Source organism: Thermus scotoductus DSM 8553 (assembly GCF_000381045.1).
GTDB lineage: Bacteria > Deinococcota > Deinococci > Deinococcales > Thermaceae > Thermus > Thermus scotoductus.
Window position 1 is genome coordinate 1 of the sequence record NZ_KB905792.1, and the last position, 3,671, is coordinate 3,671.

Sequence of the window (3,671 nt, forward strand, 5' to 3'; positions counted from 1 at the left end):
GGCTGGGCTACCGGACGCCAAAGGAGGTGATGGATGAGGTTCTAGGGCAGAGCGCTAAGGGCATCACACGGGAGGCAGGATGAAAGTGTCTAAGTTCAAGGGGCCGGATCAATCCCCTTCCGGAGACAGAGCGGGTGAAGGGGTTCAAGCCCTTGCCGAAGCGGTGGGTGGTGGAGCGCACCTTTGCCTGGATGGGGCGGAACCGGAGGTTGGGGAAGGATTACGAGTACCATCCCGAGGTAACGGAGGCCTGGATGTACTTGGGCATGATACGCTTACTGGTGAAGCGGCTGGCCAGGGCCGCCTGAGGTGGGGTGGGAGGGTTTTACGACAGCCTCTTGGATCATAGTCAGCTTCCCTATCCAGATACCCTTAGCCACCCGCTGCTCTTCGGGCAAAGGCCTCAGTTCGATCATACGGTAGCCGGGGGACATATCTGGACGCTCAGGCATCATGCTTTTCCTCCATCGGGTTACTTGTTGCTCCTTTGACCCGTTTTTGACCCCTTTGAGTCCTTTTTGAGCCCTTTCTGAGCCCTTTGAGCCGCTTGTGAGCCCTTTAACGCATAGTGTGTGCCTCGTCCCGTTGCGCCGATCTTAACAAAGATCCCCCTTTTGACCAGATCGTCTAAGTCGCGAGACGCTGTGGCCTTTGTGATACCCGTGAGCATCTGATACTCTTTGTTCCCAATAGCGCCATGCTCTTTAACATACAGCACCGCCTTGATCTGCCGCTCGTTCAGGCCCCACTTGCGCAGCCGCTCCGGGGTGTAGGGGTCCTTCAGGAAGGTCACCCGAAAGCCGCCCTGCCAGTTCGCAAACTCGGGCTCCGGAAGCCCTTGCTCCCGGCAGAGGCGGACGATGCGCGTGGTGCCCGTGCCCCAGCGTTCGATGATGCCGGCAAAGTAGAAGGCCTGGGCGATTAGGGGATTGCGAAGCACCGACGAGTGGGGTTGATAGAGCTGGTCAGGCGTCAGGGGTGGCGGCAACTCCCCCGGACTCCAAACCTCCAGGCGGTCTTCTTCCAGGCGGATCTGGATGTCCGCCGGATAGGTGTAATCCCGGTGGACGAGGGCGTTCGCCACCGCCTCCCGCAGGGCCTCCAAGGGATATTCCCATGTCTCTTCGCGCTTTAACCCCTCTAAAGAGGGCTCTTCCACCCGGACATCAAAGCGCACCTTGAGCACCTGGCGAAAGCGTGCCATCGCCCCGTCTAACTGCTCCCACAAGGTCCCGGTGAAATCGTGGCTATCCAAGATCTCGTCCCCCCGGAAGATGCCGATGCGTACCTGCGCCTGGGGAAAGAGGCGCTGGGGCCGCTTGCCAAAGAGCAGCACCCCTGCGTTCTTCAGCCGCTCCCCCTCTACGAGGTTGAGGTTGCGCAGCGTCCCTTCGGGATCGGAGAGATCTACATGGGGAAGCCTCTCTCGAGCCAGGCGGGCAAAGGCCTTCAGGGCTTCCGGATCCACCTCCTTCAGCGTCCAATCGCTGGGGAGCCCATCCCAACTCCTCCCGGAACGCGTGAGGATATGGCGGGCCAGTTCCTCGGGGGAGAAATCGCGGTTTGTGCTGCCCACGCGGCGGAGATACCGCCCCTTGTAGGGCACCAACCCCGGGGCCGGGTCTACCCGAATTTCCACCACCGGCAGGCCCTGCATCTCCACCACGCGAACCGACGGCGTGATGCCCAGATGGGCGGCGATGAGGTTGGCGATGCGCTGGAGCTCACGGTCATCCGCTCGAGTACCAACAATTTCCCCATCGTCTCGGACGCCAAGGAGAAGCCTGCCGCCTTCCGTGTTGGCGAAGGCCGCTAGATCCTCCAGAGCCCGCTCGGTCCACTGCCTTTTGAACTCCAGGGTTTGGCCTTCCCTCGCCTCAGCCTTCCCCATGCGCTATGTTCCCTTGCCTTGAAGCCCCAGGATGCTCAGCACTTCCTGCAGCCCTCGGGGTCATAACCGTGCGAGATGGGAGAGCTCATCCTCAAAGACGTCGGAGAGCCGCTTGCGGATTCGACAGTGGATTCTGTGAAATGCTCACTCATGACCGCTTACTCCCTCTTCCTGCAGCTCCCTCAGGGTCCGCCCATGCCTATCTTTCCATTCGATTCTTCCGTTTGCCGACCTGCCAAGGATTATCCCGGCCGCGGTCGAGGGCGAATCGAGTATGTAATCCTGGGTAAATCGGTAGACCTCCCCGGCATCCTCGAGCACGCCCTGCTTCAGGAGTGAGCGGCGCAGTTCGCTCAGATGTCGGGGAATTGAGGGCACCTCGCGCTTGACTGCCTGGGAGCTGGCCCTTACCACAAAGCCTTCGGCCGTCTCCTGAGCCCGGGCCTCGATACCCTTCGCTCTTAAGTAGAGTTCGTGGCGTTTCTCGCCCCCGATTTTGGGTTTCTCGAAAAAGCTCACGCCAACGACTGGCAGACAAAGGAGTAGATCGGCGAGAAAGGCCTCCGCATCCGCCTGGTCGGCCTCGGAGAGTGTAGGAAGTTGGGGGATGCTGCCGTTGTCCAGTTCGGCCCGTTTGGCTTCTGCGGCCAGGGCTACGAGCCGCGCCTCGAGGTACTTCACATGCGCCTTATTCAGGCTTGTGTCCTTGCAGGTGAAGACCGCGGCGTGCATCCAGAAGTCCTTCTGCTTGGCATGCTGCTCCAGGCGAGGTAAGACCGTATCCCCTTCGCCCACATACACGCGGGGAAGCTGGCCGGACTCGCCCGGGCCCCACAGTACGTAGACCCCGGGACGCTTGAGCTCCTCCCGCTGTCGCGCCTCAGCGAAGCGTACGCGCGGGAAGACGATGCCTACACCCGTCCAGTTGGACTTCTCAACGATGTGTAGGCCCTCGGGCTCGCCCGTGGGCAGGAAGATTCGCACCGAGAACCCCGCGTTCTTTCTCATAAACCGGCCCTCTCTAAGAACTTTTCTGCGTCTTTGACCCGCAGTTGGCGGCCGCCCACAGCTGGGCCTCGAAGCCTAGGTTGGCGGCCGTATCGTGGTCCTTTCGCGGCCTACGAGTTCGGCGCTCCGCCATTGCCGACCCCCTTCCCCACCCCAGATGACCTCCTCACATCGCATGCGCTCTTTTCTTCCCACGTGCCACGTAGCCTCCTCCTTAACCCCTCTCTGGCTCATGATATTCCTCAAGTCGGTTCCGCCCCAGCCAGGCAAAGGCTTGAACCCACCCTCCCGGGGAATCTACGACACCTCCGCATTGACCGCCCCCTCCTACACCCCCGAAGGGGGACGGGCCACCCCCTAAAGCTCAAACCCCAGGGCTACTTACCCGTACCCCACTTGTCGTGCCCGCCCTCCGGATGGACAAAAGCCTTCGGAGACGGCCTCAGGGTGTTTCCCTGGTGGGAAAGCAGCCTGTGTCCGCTAAGATCTGCTGCTGCAAGATTAGCCCTTGCAAACTGACCCTTCCTTTGACCCCTTTCGCCCCATCGTTTCCGAAAGGTGTTCCCCTAACGGGGAGGTAGCGGCACCTTGGCGGGTCGGCCGCCGGGCTTGGGGGCGGGGATCAAGGGCTCCAGGATGGCCCACTCCTCGTCCGTCAAATCGCTGGGGTATGCTCTCAGACTTGACCTATATGCGGCTCCTGGAGTAAAGAGGGGGCATGACCCTGCGCGAAGCCCTGTCCCAGATCCCCGACCCCCGGGCCCGCAACCGG

3 protein-coding genes and 1 pseudogene are annotated in these 3,671 nt (G+C 61.4%); 1 reads left to right on the plus strand and 3 read right to left on the minus strand.

Annotated features, from left to right (window positions below):
• The first annotated feature begins 107 nt into the window (after nucleotides 1–107).
• Nucleotides 108–308 (plus strand): transposase, encoded by a 201-nt coding sequence (locus F604_RS12745; RefSeq protein ID WP_038044838.1) that lies wholly within the window; start codon nucleotides 108–110, stop codon nucleotides 306–308.
• Nucleotides 309–472: 164 nt separating this feature from the next.
• Here the strand turns inward: F604_RS12745 and F604_RS0111375 are convergent, their stop codons facing one another.
• The 3 genes and pseudogenes from F604_RS0111375 to F604_RS12960 all read right to left on the minus strand — a co-directional run.
• On the minus strand, nucleotides 473–1,891 hold the full coding sequence (locus F604_RS0111375) for an AlbA family DNA-binding domain-containing protein (RefSeq protein ID WP_019551747.1): 1,419 nt from the start codon (nucleotides 1,889–1,891) through the stop codon (nucleotides 473–475).
• Between the two features lie 144 nt (nucleotides 1,892–2,035).
• The gene (locus tag F604_RS0111380) at nucleotides 2,036–2,899 is read right to left on the minus strand and encodes a GIY-YIG nuclease family protein (RefSeq protein ID WP_019551748.1); all 864 of its coding nucleotides are present in this window, start codon (nucleotides 2,897–2,899) and stop codon (nucleotides 2,036–2,038) included.
• 593 nt (nucleotides 2,900–3,492) lie between these two features.
• Nucleotides 3,493–3,579 (minus strand): annotated as a pseudogene (locus tag F604_RS12960) (transposase); the annotation flags it as partial.
• Between the last annotated feature and the right edge of the window lie 92 nt (nucleotides 3,580–3,671).